Raw genomic sequence first — 15,806 nt, forward strand, 5'->3', positions numbered from 1 at the left:
TTCTACCTCTAGTGAGCAGTCAGAATTTAATAATATATAAGTTTACAAGATTATATCAAATCCTTGATGAAATTGGAGCAGATTTAAATTTTAATATTGAATTTGAAGATAGAGATGATGCTTTAAATGAAAGAGTTAAAAATTTTAATAATTATTTAATTATATCAAATAAAAAATACTCAGATATTCCCAATCAATTTGTTTTAGATAATTTACCAATTAATGTATTTAAATTAATTGAAAAGATAAATATTGAATTTTTAAAATTGCAATTTAACAGCCAATCTGAGGTGAAAATAAATAATTATATTATTGATCTAAATTCTAGAGAAATGTTAACAAAAAATACAAAGCTTAAGTTGACTGAAAAAGAAATAAATACAATTACTTATTTATCTAAATCAGACAAACCGGTTAGTGTTGTTGAGTTACAAGAAAAAGTTTGGAGTTATCAATCTGATATAGAAACTCACACAGTTGAAACTCACATTTATCGACTAAGAAAAAAAATTTTAAATACATTTAATGATGATAATTTCATAACTAGTGAGAAAAATGGCTATCAAATCAAATAAGAAAAATCCTATGGCTAAGGACTTATTCACTAAAAAATATAAACCAAAAATAGTTAAACCAAAAAAAGGTAAGGGAAGCTTTAAAAGAAACAAAAATAAAATTTAAAGTCTTGCCCCAATTTGCTGTATTACTTTGGATGACATCTCAGTACCTTTTTCAAGGCAATCATGTGTAGGCAATTTGTTAATATATCCGTGTAAAAAACCAGCAGCAAATAAATCACCTGCGCCTGTAAGATCAATAACTTTTAGATTTTTTTGTATACCTCTTTCAATAACTTCACCATCATCAATTGCAACGGCACCTTTTTCTCCTCTAGTTACAATCATTAATTTATTAAGTTGTTTTGAAAAGTGTATAACTTCATCAAAATTTTTTGCATTAATTAATGATGTAATTTCTTGTTCGTTAGCAAAAATTATATCAAGTTTATTTTTTACTAAGTTTAAAAAATGGGGTTTGTGTCTATCTACGCAAAATAGATCAGAGAGTGACATAGCAATTTTGTTTGCATTATTTATAGCTTTATCGAATGCTCTCTTAGGATCTCCCTCATCCCATAAGTAACCTTCTAAAAAAATTATTTCACTTTTTTTAATTGCATCAGAACTTATGTCATTTTCATTAATTTTTCCTGCAGTTCCAAGAAATGTGCACATTGTTCTTTCTGAGTCTGGAGTTACCAAAATTAAACACGTTCCGGTCGGTAATTCCTCTTTCTTTTTCGAATAAAAATACTCGACATTTTCTTTTTTTAAACCTTCTTCGTATTTACTACCAAATTCATCATCAGATACTTTGCCTATAAATCCAACCTTGTCACCAAGTTGAGATAATCCAACTATAGAGTTAGCTACAGATCCTCCAGAGACAGTTTTTTCAATTTTAAGATTTGTTATTAAGTTTTTAAACTCTTTTTCATCAAAAAATAATTTCATTGTGCTCTTTGTAAGATTATTTTGATCAATAAAATTGTCATTTACTTTGCAAATAACATCAACTATTGCATTTCCTATTCCTAAAATTTTCATATTAAGCCTTTTTGGTAATAACAGGTTTTTTTCTATTTGGGTAGCAAGTAGTGCATATTTTGCAACTTAAGCCATAACAATTTCTTGCTTTACAATATTCTCTGCCATAAAAAATTATTTGTAAGTGAAGTTTAGACCAGGTTTTTTTAGGAAATATTCTTTTTAAATCTTTTTCAGTTTGCGCTACATTTTTTCCATTTGTTAAACCCCATCTTTGAGCAAGTCTATGAATATGAGTATCAACAGCAAAAGCTGGATAACCAAAACCTTGAGACATCACAACGCTTGCTGTTTTATGGCCTACACCAGGTAGTTTTTCTAGTTCTTCAAAAGTTTTAGGTACTTTACCTTTATGTTTTTCCAAAACTTGTTTTGACATTAAGTAAATACTTTTTGCTTTGATTCTAAAAATACCAATTTTTTTTATTGATTTTTCAATTTTCTTTCTTCCCAATTTTACAAAGTGTTCTGGTTTATAGTATTTTGGATAGATATTTTTTGTTACATTGTTTACGTTTATATCAGTACATTGTGCAGAAAGCAGAACAGAAATCAAAAGTGTAAAAGTATTTTTACTTTTTAATGGAACTGGTGTTTTAGGATAAATTTTATTTAGGGTTTTAATGATGATTTTTGCTTTTTGTCTTTCATTCATTATGAAAAATTAAGCAAATCTCTCATGGAGTATAAACCTGGTTTTTTTTTCATTAACCATTTAGAAGCAGTTAAAGCTCCATCTGAGTAGAGTGCTCTATCAAAAGCCTCATGGTTTAATGTAATTATTTCTTTACCACTTGAGAATTTTACCTCATGCTCACCAATAATTTCACCTTTTCTAATAGAATTAAAATTAATTTTTTTTCCATAAGGAAAAGATTTTTTATTTAAGAATTTCTTACCAATTAAATTATATAAATTTTTATTTTTTCCATCAGCAATTCCTTTACCTAGCATTAATGCAGTACCGGATGGATAGTCTTTTTTATGTTTATGATGTACTTCAAATATCTTACTTAAGTATTCATCTTTTAATGATTTAGATGCAATCTCTGTTAAATACATTAATAAATTTACACCTAAACTCATATTACCAGCTTTTAAAATAGGTATCTTTTTTGAATATTTTTTAATTTGATTTTCTTGGCTTCTGTTAAATCCGGTAGTACCAATTACTACTTTTTTTCGTAGTTTTGATGCTATTTTGAGTATTTCAAGCGTACAATTTGGAACTGTGAAATCAATAATTACATCAGTTTTTTTAAACGCTTTATCAGAATTTAATTCAGGTTTAACTCCATTAAATTTTTTATTCACCAATCTATTTTCTGTAAGTGTGACTAGTTTAAAATTTTTATTTTTTTTTGAGGATTTAATTAGTTGTTGGCCCATTCTACCCATACAACCGGATATAGCTAAATTAATTTTTGCCATGTTATAATTATTTCAATTTTATATAAGTAATATGATTATAGTTCAATAATTCTTCTTTAGTAATTTCAAATTCAAAATTTTTATTTTCGAACATTGGTTTTGTTGAATTTTCACTATGAAAAAATATAGGTGGAAACTCGTAGTATATATCAATATTTTTTTCTATGTTGTTAAAATCATTTTTATTTATTTTATGATCTTTTAGTCTAGAAATAATTTTATCCTTTGAAATATTGTAATTTTTAAAAAATATCTTTTTTATAATTTCATTAAAGAAAAGGTATAGAGTTTTAATAAGACTTATGAACTTGTAATTATGATTAAATCCAAATCCTTGATATGAGTGTTTAATAGAATAAAAGTCTCCTTTGCTTTCAGAATAATTGTCCTCTAAGATAATATTTTTAATATTAAAAAATTTTGCTTGCATTAATCTTTCATAATGACTGACATGATCGTCAAAAAAAACAAGGGTATCATGTGGAATATTAGAAAAGTCATGATACTTAAAATCTAGATTAGAATACTCAGCTTTTTTTGAGATATATTCACGGTTAGTAAGATCTATATCAATTGATAATATTTTAGAGTCTGGGAGAGTTTTTTCAATTAACCATGTTGATTGACCCCTAAATACTCCAGACTCAATTACAAATGATGGATTGATTTTTTTTAAAATAAAATATGTAGCAAACATATGAGGAAATTGCATGCCACCAATATTATTTTTAATCGGTCTTGACTCGTAAATTTTTTTAAATGTGTCTAATGATTTAATTAGTTCATCATTTTTCCAATGAGGAATATTTTTATAAAAGTATTTCATTATTAACTTTTCCAAAAGTCTTTTGCTTTTTGAAAAAATTTTTTAATACTTGGATTTGACTTGTCGTTTTCAATTTCTCTAAATTGTTCCAGTAATTCTTTTTGTTTTTTATTTAAATACACAGGTACTTCTGTTTTAACTTGAACATATAAGTCCCCAAAATCACCTCTTCTCATAAATGGCATGCCTTTACCCTTTAATCTAAATTGTTTACCATTTTGAGTACCATCAGGAATTTTAATTTTAGCTTTTCCTCCATCAATTGTAGGTATTTCAATTGTTGTTCCCAAAGCAGCATCTGCAAAAGAAAGTGGAAATTCAAAAAATAAATTTTCATCAGATCTTTTAAATAAGTTATGTGAATTTACATTAATAAACAAATAAAGATCACCAGTCGCTCCACCTCTAGTTCCTGCTTCACCTTTTCCTGCAAGTCTTATTCTTGTTCCATCATCTACACCTTTTGGAATTGTTACAGATATTCTTTTAGATGCCTGTTTTTTACCCTGACCATTGCAATCATTACAAGGGTTAGTAATTTCCTCACCATTTCCATTACATTGAGGACAGGTTTGCTGAACAGTAAAGAACCCTTGATTAGATCTTATTCTGCCATTCCCACCACAATATGAACATCTGTCTGGAGAATAACCTGGTTTTGATCCATTTCCTTTACAAGTGCTGCATTGCTCTGATGTTGAAAATTTAATATCTTGTTTTTTTCCGTGATAAGCTTCTTCTAGAGAAATTGATAAATCATACCTTAAATCTGAACCTCTATTGTTTGATTTTCTACCTCTTGATCTTCCTCCGCCTCCAAAATCACTAAAGAAATCCTCAAAAATATCTGAAAAATCTGCTCCACTGAAACCACTAAAGCCACCTCCTGGTCTACCACCACCGTTTTCAAATGCAGCATGACCAAAGTTATCATAGTTTTGTTTTTTTTCTTTATCAGAAAGAATTCCGTATGCTTCACTAGCTTCTTTGAATTTTTCTTCTGCTTTAGAGTCCCCAGGATTTTTATCAGGATGATACTTAACAGCTAATTTTCTATATGCAGATTTTAATTCTTCAGGGCTTGCGCTTTTATTAACGCCTAGGACATCGTAATAGTCTCTTTTAGCCATCAAATTACCCCAGACAATTAAATGTCAGTTTAAGCGCTTTTTTCTTTATTTTCGTCTTTTACTTCTTCGAAATCAGCATCAACAACATTTTCGTCTTTTTTACCTGCATCATCTCCACCATCATCTTTTCCAGATTCTGGTTTTGCACTTTGTTGTGATTTATAGATTGCCTCTCCAAGTTTCATAGAAGCTTGAACTAGAGCCTCAGTTTTTTTCTTAATATCTTCAATATCTTCACCTTTTAAAGCTTCTTTTACAGCTGTTGATGCATCTTCAATTGCTTTTTTCTCTGCATCAGAAATCTTTGATCCATGCTCTTTTAAGTTCTTTTCAGTAGAGTGAATTAGAGTATCTGCTTGGTTTCTAACATCAACAGACTCTCTTTTCTTTTTATCAGCTTCTTTATTTGCCTCTGCATCTTTGACCATTTTTTCAATTTCTTCATCACTTAGTCCGCCTGAAGCTTGGATTTGAATTTTTTGCTCTTTACCAGTTCCCTTATCTTTTGCTGAAACATTTACAATACCATTAGCATCAATATCAAATGTAACTTCAATTTGAGGCACTCCTCTTGGTGCTGGAGCAATACCTACTAATTCAAAATTACCAAGGGCCTTATTATCAGCTGCCATTTCTCTTTCACCCTGTAGAACTCTAATAGATACAGCTGGCTGATTATCTTCTGCAGTTGAAAATACCTGACTTTTTTTAGTTGGTATTGTTGTGTTTTTATCAATCAGTTTTGTAGAAACTCCTCCAAGTGTTTCGATACCCAGTGATAGTGGAGTTACATCTAATAAAAGTACGTCTTTAACATCTCCTTGTAAAACACCTGCCTGAATAGCAGCACCCATTGCAACTACTTCATCCGGGTTTACACTTTTGTTGGGGTCTTTTCCAAAAAAGTTTTTTACTTCTTCAATTACTTTTGGCATTCTAGTCATACCACCAACCATTACTACTTCATCAATTTCACCAGCAGTAATTCCTGCATCTTTTAATGCGGTTTTACATGGAGGTATTGTTCTAGCAATTAAGTCTTCAACTAGAGCCTCAAGTTTTGCTCTAGTCATTTTTAAGTTAATATGTTTTGGACCTGTTTTATCTGCAGTAATAAAAGGTAAATTTATATCTGTTTGTTCGGCAGAAGATAATTCAATTTTTGCTTTTTCAGCAGCTTCTTTTAATCTTTGTAAAGCAAGTTTATCTGACTTAAGATCAATTCCGTTATCTTTCTTGAATTCTGAAATTAAATAATCAACAACAGCGTTATCAAAATCTTCACCACCCAAAAAAGTATCACCATTAGTTGATTTAACTTCAAAAACACCGTCACCTAATTCTAAAATCGAAACATCAAATGTTCCTCCACCTAAGTCATACACAGCAATTTTTTTATTTTGTTTTTTATCTAAACCATATGCAAGTGACGCTGCAGTTGGTTCGTTAATAATTCTTAAAACTTCTAACCCAGCAATTTTACCAGCATCTTTTGTTGCTTGTCTTTGTGCATCATTAAAGTAAGCAGGAACTGTAATAACAGCTTTTGTTACAGCTTGACCTAGATATTTTTCAGCGGTTTCTTTCATTTTTTGTAAAATGAAAGCAGAAATTTGAGAAGGAGAGTATTTTTCACCTTTAGCTTCAATCCAAGCATCACCTTTTTCAGAATTAACTATTTTGAAAGGTGCAGCTTCTACATCTTTTTTCACCGTTGGGTCATCAAAGTTTCTTCCGATTAATCTTTTAACTGCAAATATGGTATTTTCTGGATTTGTAACAGCCTGTCTTTTTGCTGGTTGTCCAATTAGTTTTTCATTTTCATCTGTAAATGCTACAACTGATGGAGTAGTTCTTGCTCCTTCAGCATTTTCTAAAACCTTAGCTTGTGTTCCTTCCATAATGGCAACACACGAATTTGTTGTTCCTAGGTCTATTCCAATAATTTTACTCATAATATTAATATCTCTCTTTCGTCATATAGGGTTTAAATATAAAACTACAAGTTGGTCTCATAATTATTTATTTTCAGGATTTTCCTGATTTTCCTCAGCTTTTTCTTCTTTTTTTGTAACTTTTTTTGACACTCCTACCAATGAAGGTCTAAGTAATCTGTCTTTTATCATAAAGCCCTTTTGAATTTCTTGGATTATTGTTCCAGGTTCTTTCGTATCATCTTCTATCTCCATCATTGCTTGATGAAAGTTTGGATCTAGTTTTTTATTAATGCTCTCAATTGGTTTAATGTTATTTTTTTCAAATATTGAGATTAGATCTTTTTTAATTATATCTAAATGTTCTAGCGTTTTATTTAATGCTTCAGTTTCTTTTAACTTATCATCACTTTCAAGAACATGTTTTGATCGATCCAAGTTATCAATTAAATTTAATGCTTCTTTAGCAAAACTATAACCACCATATTCAAAAGCATCCTCTTTTTCTTTTTCAAACCTTCTTCTTTGATTTTCCATTTCAGCAAAAGTTCTTGTTACTTTATCCTCAAGTTCAACAATTTTTTCTTCTGGGGTTGGTTCCTTAATTTCTTCTTTGGGCTCTTGTTCTGTTTCTTGCTTATTTTCTTCAGCTGAACTTTCCTCAAGCTTTTCAGATTTCTTTGCTATATCCTGATTTTTATCTGAAGCAGTGCTATTTTGGTTTTCCTCTTTTTCCATAACCTCTTATATGGTAAGGATTTTAGTAATTTCTAGATGTCTAAAAAAAAAATTAATAAATTAATTATTGGTACTAATAACAAGGGCAAATTACGTGAAATCAAGAGTTTGTTGCCAAAAAGTATTAAAATTTACTCTACATCCGAATTTAGTCTTAAGAGTCCGACTGAAAATGGAAAGACTTTTAAAGAAAATTCGTTAATTAAATCTAAATATTTTTCAAAAAAAACAGGATTAATTTGTTTGGCTGATGATTCTGGTTTAGAGATAGATTTTTTAGACAAAAGCCCAGGAATTTATTCTGCAAGGTGGGGTGGAAAGCACGGAGATTTTGTTAAAGCAATAAGAAGAGTTTATAAAGAGTTAAATAAAAAAGATAAAAATTGGAAAAATAAAAAAATTAAAGCGAGATTTATTTGTGCTATTTCTATTTCATATTTAAATAAAAAAATAGCTTGTGTTGTAGGAAAAGTAGAGGGTTATATTTCACATAAACCAAAAGGTAAAAATGGATTTGGCTATGATCCAATTTTTATTCCTGTAAAAAAAAGAAAAACTTTTGCAGAAATGAAGCCATCTCAAAAATATAAGATGGATCATAGATACAAAGCTTTTAAAAAAATTAGAAAATTTCTATAAGTTTTTGATCTTCAATTTTATAAAAATTAAGTCTGTGATTTATTTTATTATTTTTGATATCAAAAATTCCTATTTTTCCTTTGAATGAATTTTTACTTTTAAAAATTTTATTTAAGTTTTCCTCATTTGAATTTACTGATAAATAATAAACTAATCCAATAAGATCATAGCTTAATAAGGATAAATGAGTTGGATCTTCATTGAATGCGTTAAAGTATTTTATTTTGTAAGTATCAAAATTTTCTTTATTTATTGATGGATAATATAATGGTTGAATATCAGTTTCGTTTAATAAACTTTCATCGAACCATTGATTTAAAGTTATAAAATATTTATTTTTAGGAAGCACATCTGTGTATAAAAGTGATGTAGATACACTTTTGAGACTTTCATTAAAATCTGCAATTACAACAGCATCAAAATTTAAATTGCCTAAAGTATATCTTTTTTCCAGTCTTTTTATTTTTTTTTCTTTATTTGGATCATTCGAATTTTTTATCTTATTTATTTCATCTTCTAAATTTTGTTTTCTAATTCTATAGTTTGTGATTTCTTCTATTTGTTTTGTTAGTTTTGTAGGTTCTGTATTGTATTCATAATCTTTATAAATTTTAATTTTTGAATTTTTCATCCCTATTTTAATTTCAAATTCATAATCTCGGATTGGTGTTAAAAAAACAGTTCTTTGTATTTGATTAGTTTCTAAAAATTTTTTTATTGTATTAAATTGTGAAGTAGAATTAATTCCAGCAGAAATTACATTTTTCGGAAGATCTAAAGTTTTATTTGTTAATGATAAAAATGTTAAATTTTTCATTTCATTTAAATAGGCTAAACTTTCATGAAAGACAGGCCCAATGACAATTTTTATTCCCATTTCACTTAATTCAAACGCTGATTTTAAAGTTTGGTTAGCTTTAGTTGCTGTATCTTTTGGAAAGATTTCAATTAAGTCATTATCAATATCTTTGACAGCTAATCCGACTGCCTTAATGATTGATTCTCCAATTTCTTTATTTTCTCCTGTCATAGGAACTAATAGTCCTATTTTTATTTTTTCTTTAGCATTAACAGTTGAAAAAAAAAGAAAGTGAAGACTTAAAAAAATAAAAAAAATAATTTTAATTAATTTAATCATTTAATGTTAGTATAATGTTTTTTAAGCTAAATTATGATCATAAAACCACAATTTAAATTAAAAGAATACGAAAATGGTCTTTATTTGGTATCAACTCCTTTAGGAAATCTAAAAGATATCACTTTAAGGGCAATTGAAGTTTTGCAGCAATCTGATTATATTTTATGCGAAGACACTCGAGTTTCAAAAAATCTTTTAGATAAATATCAAATAAAATCAAAATTAATTTCAAATCATAAATTTAATGAAAAAAAAAATCTAATAAAAATTATAGAATATCTGAAGACTGGAAAAATAATTTCCTTGATATCTGATGCTGGTACGCCAAGCATTTCTGATCCAGGCTCAATATTAGTTAATGAGTGTATTAATAATGATATAAGAATTTTTCCGATTCCCGGACCATCGGCTGTTGCTGTAGCTGTTTCAATCAGTGGATTTTCGGATAAATTTTCTTTTTGTGGTTTTTTTCCAGACAAAAAACAGGAATTATCTAATCAATTAAAAAAACTTTCAGAATTTGAGAATTCTTTAGTTTTTTTTATTTCTCCTAAAAAAATTAATAAAATCATACCTGAAATAAAAAAGAATTTTAATGGAAGAAAGATAGTTTTTTGTAGGGAAATATCGAAAATGTACGAAGAATTTATTAGAAAAAATGTAAATGAATTAGAATTATTTGAAAAAGAACCAAAAGGTGAACTCACAGTTGTTATTTCTGAGAGAAAAATAAATAAAAATATCTCTAAAAAATTAACTGAATCAGATATGAATGTAATAAAAAAAATGATTAATAAATTATCTACTAAAGAAATTACAGATATTTTAAGTCAAACTAGCAATGCATCAAAAAAAGAAATATATAATTATTGCTTAGAATTAAAAAATGAAAAATAAATTTTTAATTTTTATCTTAATGAGTTTTATTTTGACTGGATGCATTGGTGTTAGTTCTAAAGGTCTTTTTGGAACTGGTGTTTCGGTTGCTTTAGATCCAAGAACAGTAGGAACTCAAATAGATGACTCAATAATGCAAAAAAGTTTAGCAGCGAAAATAATTGCTAGAGATAAAAAATATTTTTTATCAGTAAAATCTAAAGTAATAGATGGAAAAATTTTTCTTACAGGAAAAGTAGATGAGCCTGAAGAAAAATTATATTTAACAAAACTGGCTTGGGAAACAAAAGGTGCGCGTTCAGTTAGGAATGACATAAAAATTAAAGAACAATTTAAATTTAAACAATCAGCTAAGGATGTTTTAATTACATCTCAGCTTAGAACAGCTTTAATTTTAAATAAAAATATTAAATCTACCAATTATCAAATCGATACATATAAAAAAAAAATTTATGTTTATGGTATTGCACTTACAATTGAAGAAAAAGATTTAGTAATAAGTGAAGCTAAGGAAATTCTTGATGTTGAGGATGTGATTGCAAGTATAATACTTGTTGAAGATTTAAGAATTCAAAGAGAGTAATTATTTTTTATAGTCAATTACTTCTGAAGAATACGCTGCAATAGAGGCAAGGTTTAGTATTTCTGAGGTTGAAGATCTAAGTGGAGCAATCTCTATTGGTAAACCTAAACCAATTAAGAGGGGACCTATAACTTTTGTTTCTCCAATTGTTTTAATTAATTTGTATGAAATTGCAGCACTATGCTGGCCTGGCATTATCAGAATATTTGCTTTACCAACAATCTTTGCGAAAGGATAAAGTTCCTCGTATTCTGGATTTAAAGCAACGTCTGGCTGCATGTCTCCATCAAATTCAAAATCAACTTTTTTTTCTTTTAATATCTCAACTGCATTCCTGATATGTTTTGTTCTACTTGTAAGAGGTTGTCCAAAAGTTGAGTGTGAAACAAAAGCAACTTTAGGATCAAATCCGAAAAGTCTAACTACTCTTGCAGTAGATATTGCTATTTCAGCCATTTGTTCAGATGTAGGATATTCATGAACACTTGTATCGCCAACAAAAATAGTTCTTCCCTTATGAACTATCATGTTTAATCCAAACATTATTTCTCCTTTTCTTACATCCACAACTTGCTTAATCTTTTCAAATGAAGCCCCAAAACGCCTTGTATTGCCTGTAACAGCACCATCAGCATCACCACATGCAACCATACTTGTGGCCCAAACTACCCTATCATTTCTAATCATTCTGTCACAATCTCGTTCTAATAATCCTTGCTCTCTTTGCAATTTTTTAAATAAATGTTTAACGTATCTTTTTCTTTTTTCTTCATCTTTTGAATTAACAATTTCAATGTCAAAATTTTCACTGTAGCCAATATTTTTGATCTGTTCTTTAATTTTACTTTCTTTACCGACCAAGATTGGAATACCTAATTTAGAATTTTTAAATGCTATAGCGGCTTTTAAAGTATTTTCATCTTCACCATCTGCAAAAACAATTTTTTTCTGATTTTTCTTAATAAATGAATTTATACCTTGCATGATAGTTACTGTTGGGTCTAATCTTTGTTTTAGTTGATCTTTATAAATATCAAAATCATCTATATTTTTTCTAGCTACACCGCTATCCATAGCTGCTTTTGCTACAGCTGCTGGTATTACACTAATTAATCTTGGATCAAATGTAGATGGAATAATATAATCTTTTCCATAATGAGGTCTTTCTCCACCCATAGCAGCAACCACTTCATCAGGAACATCTTCTCTTGCAAGCTTAGCTATTGCGTTAGCTGCAGCAACTTTCATTTCTTCATTTATTGTTTTGGATCTAACATCTAAAGCTCCTCTAAAGATATAAGGAAATCCAATTAAATTATTTACTTGATTGGGGTAATCTGATCTTCCTGTTGCAACAATTGCATCATTTCTAACCTCATTAATTTCCTCAGGGGTAATTTCTGGATCAGGATTAGCACAGGCAAATATAATTGGATTTTTTGCCATAGATTTAACCATCTCTTTTTTTAGAACACCTTTTGTAGACAATCCTAAAAAAACATCTGCACCTTTAACAGCATCCTCTAAAGTTCTATGTTTAGTTTTAACTGTATATCTGGATTTCCATTGATCAATTCCTTCAGTTCTTCCTTCATATATAACACCTTTTCTGTCTAGCATTATTATATTTTCAGATTTTACTCCTGAGTTTTTAAATAATTCAGTACAAGCTTGTGCTGAGGCCCCAGCACCATTAACTACAACTTTAATTTTTTTTATTGATTTACCAGAAATATCTAAAGCATTAATTAATGCTGCGGTTGTTATAATTGCTGTTCCATGTTGATCATCATGAAAAACTGGAATATCCAAAATTTCTTTTAATTTCTGCTCTATTACAAAACAATCTGGGGCCGCTATGTCTTCTAAATTTATTCCACCAAAACTAGGTGCAAAATTTTTAATTGAATTTATAATTTCGTCTGAATCTTTACAATCAATCTCTAAATCAATCGAATCTATATCTGCAAATCTTTTAAATAATACGGCCTTCCCTTCCATCACAGGCTTTGAGGCAAGAGCACCTAAATTTCCCATACCTAATATTGCTGAACCATTACTTATCACGGCAACAAGGTTTCCTTTACTTGTGTAATCATAAGCTGCTTCTGGGTTTTCACTTATTTTTTTTACAGGAGCAGCAACTCCTGGAGAATATGCTAAAGCTAGATCACGCTTAGTTATCATATTTTTTGAGGAAATAATCTCAATCTTGCCTGGTTTTTTGTCTTTATGAAAATCTAAAGCTTCTTTATCTGTGTAATGGTCGATTTTTGTTTTTTTCATTTCTGATAACAATAAGTGTACAATTGGGGTAAAATTAAGACTAATATGATTTATGAACTTACTTAAGTCAACAGGCACATTTAGTTTCTATACTATCATTAGTAGATTGCTTGGTTATTTAAGAGATATTTTAATAGCAATTTTCCTAGGAACAGGGATGTTGGCGGATGCCTTTTTTGTAGCATTTAGAATTCCAAATACTTTTAGAAGATTGTTTGCAGAAGGCACCTTTAATGCAGCATTAGTTCCAAGTTATTCATCAGAAATTATTAAGGGAAAAAAACAATCAAACAAATTCGCTAACGATATTTTCAATCTACTTTTTTTAGGGTTGCTATTCTTAACAATAATAATTGAAATTTTCATGCCTGCATTTGTTTCAATTATTGCACCAGGCTTTATTGGTGACTTAGAAAAAATGGAGATAGCAATTAATTTAACAAGAATTACTTTTCCTTTTTTATTTTTTATTTGTTTGGCCTCATTTTTTTCTGCAATCCTAAATTCACATAATAAATTTGCAGCTGCTGCTGCAGCTCCAATAATTTTGAATATTGTTCTAATTTCGGTATTAATTTTTTCTAGCTCTTTAGGTGACCAGTTAGTTTATTACTTATCTTATGGTGTTTCTTTAGCTGGTTTCTTACAGTTAATATTTTTATACAAATACGTTTCAAAATATTACTCACTTAAATTTAGTTTTGAATTAAAAGTAAATAACAAAGTTAAATTTTTTTTTAAAAAACTTTTACCAAGTATTTTTTCATCAGGTGTTACTCAAATTAATATTTTAATTGGTACAATAATTGCATCATTTCAAGCAAGTGCAGTTTCTTATCTATATTATGCAGATAGAATTTATCAAATTAACCTAGCTATAGCTGGTATTGCAATTGGTGTTGTTATACTTCCACAGCTTTCAAAACATATTCAATCTAGAAAAAAAAATAAGATTTTGCTTATACAAAACAAAGCTCTTGAATTAAGCTTATTTTTAAGTCTCCCAGCAACTATCGCTTTAATAATTGGATCAGAACAAATTATTTCAGCCTTGTTTGGCTATGGTTCTTTTAATGAAAATTCAGTCAATAACTCAAGTTTAGCTTTATATTATTTTGCATTAGGCCTACCGGCTTTTGCTATGATAAAAGTTTTTTCAAGTTTTTTCTTTGCAAATCACGATACTAAAACTCCATTTTACATTTCTTTAATTTCAGTATTGGTTAATATTTTTATCAGTTTGTATTATTTTAGAGAAATTGGCTTTATAATAATTCCAATAGCCACATCCATTTCATCTTGGTTTAATTCAATTTTGTTATTTTTATTTTTAAAAAATCGACAATTATTTTATTTTAATCAAATATTTTTTATCAAACTTATTAAAATAATTTTTTCATCAATTCTGATGGGTTTATTTTTTAAATTCTTATTAAACTTTTTTCAAAACGAGTTAGGATTTGATCAATCAAATAAATCTTTATATTTAGTTTTATCTGTTATATTGGGATTATTGTTTTATTTAATTGTTTGTTATTTCATCAAAGCTTTCCAAATGAGTGATATTAAATTAGAGTATTAATTTTATGGGTAAAAAAATTTTCTCTGGTGTACAGCCAACTGGCAATCTTCATTTAGGAAATTATTTGGGAGCTATAAAAAACTTTGTAGATTTAAATAATGATAATGACAACAAATGCATTTTTTGTGTAGTCGATCTACACGCTATTACAGTAAAGCAAGACCCTAAAGAGTTAAAAAACAATATTAGAGAAACTGTTGCTACTTTTATAGCAAGCGGAATAGATCCTAAAAAAAGTATAATATTTAATCAATCCAGAGTAGCAGCTCATGCTGAGGGAGCATGGATATTAAGTTGTGTTGCAAGAATGGGTTGGTTAAATAGAATGACACAATTTAAGGAGAAAGCTGGTAAAGATAAAGAGAAAGCTAGTATTGGATTGTACTCCTACCCAGTTTTAATGGCAGCTGATATTCTTCTATATGATGCTACTCATGTTCCTGTGGGTGACGATCAAAAGCAACATTTGGAGTTATGTAGAGATATAGCTCAAAAATTTAATAACGATTTTGAAGTAGAAAATTTTCTTCAAGTTCCTGAACCCTTAATTCAAAAAGAATTTTCAAGAATAATGAGTTTAAAAGATGGTTCAAAAAAAATGAGTAAATCAGAGTTATCAGATTTAAGTAGAATAAATTTAACAGATGAAAAAGACCAAATAATAAACAAAATTAAAAAAGCGAAGACCGATCCTTTGCCTATGCCACAAGACATAAAGGAACTTGAGGAAAGATTAGAGGCGAAAAATCTTTTAGGAATTTATTCAAGTTTAACTAATTCTACATTAGAAAATTCAGTAAAAAATTTTGCTGGTAAAAACTTTTCAGAATTTAAAGACGAATTAGCAGAAAATCTTGTGAATAAAATTGAACCTATTTCTAATGAGATAAAAAAACTTTTAGGAGATAAAAATTATTTAGATGAAATTCTTCTAGATGGAGTTGAAAAAGCTAATTTAATTGCATCCAAAAAGATTGAAAGAATTAAAGAAATAGTAGGTTTTTAATAAAAATTT

16 protein-coding genes are annotated in these 15,806 nt (G+C 28.5%); 7 read left to right on the forward strand and 9 right to left on the reverse strand.

Translation table 11 applies throughout. From position 1 onward, the window contains the following. Positions 1 to 11 precede the first annotated feature (11 nt). Together AMN81_RS05180 and AMN81_RS06420 are read left to right on the forward strand one after the other, a co-directional pair. Entirely contained in the window at positions 12 to 575 is a 564-nt protein-coding gene (locus tag AMN81_RS05180) for a winged helix-turn-helix domain-containing protein (RefSeq protein ID WP_179850573.1), read from the forward strand. Next, positions 556 to 681 carry an alternative ribosome rescue factor ArfA gene (locus AMN81_RS06420; RefSeq protein WP_256998233.1) on the forward strand — a complete coding sequence of 42 codons (126 nt, stop codon included), beginning with the start codon at positions 556 to 558 and terminating at the stop codon, positions 679 to 681. Before AMN81_RS05180 ends, AMN81_RS06420 begins: the two co-directional genes overlap by 20 nt. Here the strand turns inward: AMN81_RS06420 and AMN81_RS05185 are convergent. The 7 genes from AMN81_RS05185 to AMN81_RS05215 all read right to left on the reverse strand — a co-directional run bounded on the left by AMN81_RS05185 (position 678) and on the right by AMN81_RS05215 (position 7,666). Further along, entirely contained in the window at positions 678 to 1,607 is a 930-nt protein-coding gene (locus AMN81_RS05185) for an adenosine kinase (RefSeq protein WP_072091005.1), read from the reverse strand. The genes AMN81_RS06420 and AMN81_RS05185 overlap by 4 nt on opposite strands. A 1-nt stretch (position 1,608) precedes the next feature. After that, the gene (nth, locus tag AMN81_RS05190) at positions 1,609 to 2,262 is read right to left on the reverse strand and encodes an endonuclease III (protein ID WP_072091006.1); all 654 of its coding nucleotides are present in this window, start codon (positions 2,260 to 2,262) and stop codon (positions 1,609 to 1,611) included. After that, positions 2,262 to 3,038 carry a 4-hydroxy-tetrahydrodipicolinate reductase gene (gene dapB / locus AMN81_RS05195; RefSeq protein ID WP_072091007.1) on the reverse strand — a complete coding sequence of 259 codons (777 nt, stop codon included), beginning with the start codon at positions 3,036 to 3,038 and terminating at the stop codon, positions 2,262 to 2,264. Before dapB ends, nth begins: the two co-directional genes overlap by 1 nt. A 7-nt stretch (positions 3,039 to 3,045) precedes the next feature. Beyond that, the gene (locus AMN81_RS05200; protein WP_143312063.1) at positions 3,046 to 3,864 is read right to left on the reverse strand and encodes a hypothetical protein; all 819 of its coding nucleotides are present in this window, start codon (positions 3,862 to 3,864) and stop codon (positions 3,046 to 3,048) included. Between the two features lie 2 nt (positions 3,865 to 3,866). After that, positions 3,867 to 4,994, reverse strand: a complete 1,128-nt coding sequence (gene dnaJ / locus AMN81_RS05205) for a molecular chaperone DnaJ (RefSeq protein WP_072091009.1) — start codon at positions 4,992 to 4,994, stop codon at positions 3,867 to 3,869. A 29-nt stretch (positions 4,995 to 5,023) separates the two neighbouring features. Further along, positions 5,024 to 6,949, reverse strand: a complete 1,926-nt coding sequence (gene dnaK, locus AMN81_RS05210; RefSeq protein ID WP_072091010.1) for a molecular chaperone DnaK — start codon at positions 6,947 to 6,949, stop codon at positions 5,024 to 5,026. 63 nt (positions 6,950 to 7,012) lie between these two features. Then, on the reverse strand, positions 7,013 to 7,666 hold the full coding sequence (locus AMN81_RS05215) for a nucleotide exchange factor GrpE (RefSeq protein ID WP_072091011.1): 654 nt from the start codon (positions 7,664 to 7,666) through the stop codon (positions 7,013 to 7,015). Positions 7,667 to 7,702: 36 nt separating this feature from the next. Here AMN81_RS05215 and rdgB point away from each other — a divergent pair, with 36 nt between their 5' ends. Next, positions 7,703 to 8,305 (forward strand): RdgB/HAM1 family non-canonical purine NTP pyrophosphatase, encoded by a 603-nt coding sequence (rdgB, locus tag AMN81_RS05220; protein ID WP_072091012.1) that lies wholly within the window; start codon positions 7,703 to 7,705, stop codon positions 8,303 to 8,305. Here the strand turns inward: rdgB and AMN81_RS05225 are convergent. Further along, entirely contained in the window at positions 8,289 to 9,443 is a 1,155-nt protein-coding gene (locus tag AMN81_RS05225) for an ABC transporter substrate-binding protein (RefSeq protein ID WP_072091013.1), read from the reverse strand. The two genes, rdgB and AMN81_RS05225, sit on opposite strands and share 17 nt — an antisense overlap. Positions 9,444 to 9,476: 33 nt before the next feature. On the opposite strand from AMN81_RS05225, the gene rsmI reads away from it, so the two are divergent. After that, positions 9,477 to 10,340, forward strand: a complete 864-nt coding sequence (rsmI, locus tag AMN81_RS05230) for a 16S rRNA (cytidine(1402)-2'-O)-methyltransferase (RefSeq protein ID WP_072091014.1) — start codon at positions 9,477 to 9,479, stop codon at positions 10,338 to 10,340. After that, the gene (locus tag AMN81_RS05235; RefSeq protein ID WP_072091015.1) at positions 10,330 to 10,923 is read left to right on the forward strand and encodes a BON domain-containing protein; all 594 of its coding nucleotides are present in this window, start codon (positions 10,330 to 10,332) and stop codon (positions 10,921 to 10,923) included. Before rsmI ends, AMN81_RS05235 begins: the two co-directional genes overlap by 11 nt. Here the strand turns inward: AMN81_RS05235 and AMN81_RS06440 are convergent, their stop codons facing one another. Beyond that, positions 10,924 to 13,209, reverse strand: coding sequence for an NADP-dependent malic enzyme (locus AMN81_RS06440; RefSeq protein WP_072091016.1), 2,286 nt, complete (start codon positions 13,207 to 13,209; stop codon positions 10,924 to 10,926). 52 nt (positions 13,210 to 13,261) lie between these two features. Here AMN81_RS06440 and murJ point away from each other — a divergent pair, with 52 nt between their 5' ends. Together murJ and trpS are read left to right on the forward strand one after the other, a co-directional pair. Continuing rightward, complete coding sequence (murJ, locus tag AMN81_RS05245) at positions 13,262 to 14,791, forward strand: murein biosynthesis integral membrane protein MurJ (protein WP_072091017.1); 1,530 nt, start codon at positions 13,262 to 13,264, stop codon at positions 14,789 to 14,791. Positions 14,792 to 14,795: 4 nt separating this feature from the next. After that, positions 14,796 to 15,797, forward strand: coding sequence for a tryptophan--tRNA ligase (gene trpS / locus AMN81_RS05250; protein ID WP_072091018.1), 1,002 nt, complete (start codon positions 14,796 to 14,798; stop codon positions 15,795 to 15,797). Positions 15,798 to 15,806: the final 9 nt, after the last annotated feature.

It is taken from the genome of Candidatus Pelagibacter communis (assembly GCF_001179845.1).
Classification (GTDB): Bacteria; Pseudomonadota; Alphaproteobacteria; order Pelagibacterales; family Pelagibacteraceae; genus Pelagibacter; species Pelagibacter ubique_Q.